We start from the raw sequence: 3,368 nt of genomic DNA on the forward strand, positions 1-3,368 counted from the left end.
CATTTAGAGAGGGAAAATGCAATTTCTAATTGCATTTTCCCTCTCCCCGACCAGCGAGCGATTCGGGAAATGATTTTTGATTAATTTTTGAGTATATTCTCTCATTGACATTCGCTTCATTTTCTTAACCTGTCACGAATGAGGATTTGCGAGAACAAATATTACCGTTAGATGCAGTATTCACAGAACAAACACGATTTGGCACTCATTATCAAATTCGCGGAACTTTGACAGGTGTTAATCGGGTAGTTTTACCAGTGGTTACAATTTGGATGAGCGAGAAAGCAACTGGACAAACCAAGTTTATTACTTTATTTCCCGATAAGGAGGTTTAATCATGAAATTTGAACTGTTTACACGAGTAGCATTACGGGAAGATTTACCCCAATACAAACTCTGTCAGGGAGATGTAGCAACAATTGTAGAACATCACCCCGTACCGGATGATGAGGATGGCTATAGTTTAGAGGTGTTTAATGCTGTTGGGGAAACGATCGCAGTGATTACAGTCGCTCAATCACAGATTGAACCTTTGATGAGTAATGAAGTGTTGCACGTTCGCGTTTTCGATCGGGTGATAGCTTAATATTTTGCCAAAATCAAATTTTCACAACAACAGCACCCAAACTGGACTTACCGAATAATTTCCTCTGTTAATTAATTCAACTTAGAGAGACACTGAAGAATTAAAACTCAGTTGTCTTACTCCCCTGATTCAGTTGAGGAAATATCAGTTTTCTAGTTGTTGAGTGCTGTTGTTAGTTAACACAATCGAGCTTAGATGAAACAGCTTTTTTCCTCCTTAGTTAATAGTGGACTTTAGCTGTAATCTTTATCTGATGAAGCTTTGTTGCTTCACTTATTAACTTACCATTTCCTTTAACATCTGCTTCAAGATGATAAATAACTTTACTTTTGACAGCAGGGAAATTCATCATTTCAGATTCGGTGAAATACTAGTAAAGCCGAGCGATTTAGTTAATAGTAAAGGCAAGTAATCACTTAAAGTGTTGTAACAAAATCTGATATCTTCAACTATCAGTAACGATTAACTCTTGAGTTGCAACTTTTCTTCTAAAGCAGTGAGTCGAGCTTCCATCTCTGTTCGCAATGTATGAATGTCAGACATCACGGTTTCATACTGCCGAATATTCCAGTAATTCAGTATTGCCTCCAGCATGACATCGCTGCGAGTCCGACCAGAAACCTTCGCAATCTGGTCTATGCGTTCCAGGTCTTCTTGCTCCATCCTTAAGCCAACCATCGGCTTGGTTTGACTTTGTTTGTTAGTCACTGTTCAACTTGTTAACTTGTTCTTTCTCAATTATGCCGGAGTTTTTTTTGTTAACACACTAAACATGATAGCAAATCACCAAGTTTTCTGTTATTCTGATAAACAGGTTAACAAAACCGCTTTTTTCTGAGCACAGAAAGTCGAAGTGGCTCCTGAAACCCAAGAGCGCACTTCCAAAGAAACTAAAAAATCAACCAACACATTAACTCAAAATCAAGTCAATTGGAGCATCACTATGCCATCTACCACAAAATTCGTTGCAATTAACCAACTCCAAGGCTTCACTTTCGCAAATTCTACCCCAACTGATACTGTTGAGTTAGCTACAGAGGTTGTACAACTGGGAAATTCTCATGCTGCAACTTTTGTTCACCTCAAAGAGCAAGCGTTAGAACTAGGAGACAAACTCAAGCAATTAGAAGCAGCGTTAGGCGAAACCGAATTTAAAAAACTGCTCAAACACTGTTTTCCGAAAGAACTGGTACGTTATTTCCGCAATTTAACAGCCCAGGCAAAACTGATAGCGAAATTTCCTAATTTACAACAGCACATTTTGAATTTGCCTCTGTGTCACACAGCATTGTTGTTAGCGGGAACTGAAAGCCAAGTAGAAGCGATCGCCACCACTCAAACCAAATGGACGATTTCACTGATTAAAGAAAGATTAGCATCAACTACAGACCAAACCATAGAACCCAGATTAACAGCAGGTAGTCCGGTTGTCTTCCTCAACAAAATTGGACTGCTGCTAAATGAAGATGACGAACTGCTCTCAATTCGTGGTTTTGGGGATGGAGAAATCTATCTGCAACCTGTCTCCGAACTCCGGGCGTTAGATAAAGATACCTTCGATGAATTTCTCAACCTGTTAGCCACAATTTCTGGTTTGAACGAGCAGTTAAATGATGATGAACGCACTCGTCATGATATTGAAGGCAAGTTAGGGAAACTGAAAAAATGTCAACGTTTTTTGATGAATCAGCTAATGTTAACTGATGAGATGATAAGTTGTTTAAATTCAGCGATCGACAAAAGTTTATCCTTACGTCGGTTAACTGATGAAGACATCGATCGCGCTTTTCGGATCTACCACATTACCGATACTGATGCGGTGTTAGCCAAAACCAATTTATTAGCACGTCTGCGAGTCAAGGATGAATTAAATCCTCAGCCAACTATAGCTGAATTAATTATTGCGATCGCTACTTATCTGCACAAACCAACAACAAAACATGGTGGTGGTGGGATTCCGATTACTACTCGTGAGTATAACGAACTGATTGAACTGGTTCGACAACAAAACCAAACTATTGCTACACTGAAAAGTGAAATCGCAGAAGTTAAAGAAAATTCAGCATCAATAGATAGCAATGTGTTGGCAGATGAATTAAATACCTTACAATTAAAATTAAATCAATACCAACAACTAATTGTCTCACAAGAACAGCAAATCAAATCGCTTCAAGAACAAATCGAATCTGCTATTGACGAAACTGTTAATAGTGAGCTTAGTCAAACTGTGACTACAGAGAATATTAATACCATTGAACCAGGAACAGTAGTCAAGATTGTCAAACATCCGATTCATGCCGGAAAGATGGGATTATTTACTGGGTCAACAATAGTGAATGATTGGCGATTTGATGAACCAGTAGCAGTTGGTAAATTTGTGTTGAAGCCGGGAACAAAATGGCAGTTTCCCTTAGAGATTAACAATTACGCTGAGTGTGTAGAACCAAGTAACTTAACGCCAGAACAATATCAGCAATTGATAGAACTGGAATTAATTGCCGAGGAATGTAAAAAAGTTAAAGATGAACTTAGTTTTAGTCAAGATGCGATCGAAGAAGCTGTATATCAACTAGGCAAATCTTTAGCTTTAGCGAATGTTCCGGGTTGGGATAATTGCGGTATTTTCACTGATGAAGATGGTACAAGTTTAAGTGGAACAAAGGCTTTACGAACTGGAGCGATCGCAATTTACGAATTGTTGTCGGAAGTGCTTTGTGAGTTTTAGGAGGTGGATTTATTTTAATTTGTTGGATTAAGCAAACAATAGCAAAAACCTCAGTTT

4 protein-coding genes are annotated in these 3,368 nt (G+C 38.5%); 3 read left to right on the forward strand and 1 reads right to left on the reverse strand.

Annotation, left to right across the window (positions count from 1 at the left end; genetic code table 11):
* Positions 1-146 precede the first annotated feature (146 nt).
* Together ACE1B6_RS11650 and ACE1B6_RS11655 are read left to right on the forward strand one after the other, a co-directional pair.
* On the forward strand, positions 147-335 hold the full coding sequence (locus ACE1B6_RS11650) for a DUF6883 domain-containing protein (protein WP_413257397.1): 189 nt from the start codon (positions 147-149) through the stop codon (positions 333-335).
* 2 nt (positions 336-337) lie between these two features.
* The gene (locus tag ACE1B6_RS11655; RefSeq protein WP_413257398.1) at positions 338-586 is read left to right on the forward strand and encodes a DUF4926 domain-containing protein; all 249 of its coding nucleotides are present in this window, start codon (positions 338-340) and stop codon (positions 584-586) included.
* A 462-nt stretch (positions 587-1,048) separates the two neighbouring features.
* On the opposite strand, the gene ACE1B6_RS11660 is transcribed toward ACE1B6_RS11655, so the two are convergent.
* The gene (locus ACE1B6_RS11660; protein ID WP_413257399.1) at positions 1,049-1,294 is read right to left on the reverse strand and encodes a ribbon-helix-helix protein, CopG family; all 246 of its coding nucleotides are present in this window, start codon (positions 1,292-1,294) and stop codon (positions 1,049-1,051) included.
* A gap of 235 nt (positions 1,295-1,529) precedes the next feature.
* On the opposite strand from ACE1B6_RS11660, the gene ACE1B6_RS11665 reads away from it, so the two are divergent.
* The gene (locus tag ACE1B6_RS11665) at positions 1,530-3,311 is read left to right on the forward strand and encodes a hypothetical protein (RefSeq protein WP_413257400.1); all 1,782 of its coding nucleotides are present in this window, start codon (positions 1,530-1,532) and stop codon (positions 3,309-3,311) included.
* Positions 3,312-3,368: the final 57 nt, after the last annotated feature.

The sequence above is a fragment of the Floridaenema fluviatile BLCC-F154 genome (assembly GCF_041929135.1).
Taxonomy (GTDB): domain Bacteria; phylum Cyanobacteriota; class Cyanobacteriia; order Cyanobacteriales; family Aerosakkonemataceae; genus Floridanema; species Floridanema fluviatile.

What these genes read in the sequence shown, in the direction of transcription:
- ACE1B6_RS11655 (WP_413257398.1), top strand. Translation starts at nt 338, where the DNA reads ATGAAATTTGAACTGTTTACACGAGTAGCATTACGGGAAGATTTACCC.
- ACE1B6_RS11665 (WP_413257400.1), top strand. Translation starts at nt 1,530, where the DNA reads ATGCCATCTACCACAAAATTCGTTGCAATTAACCAACTCCAAGGCTTC.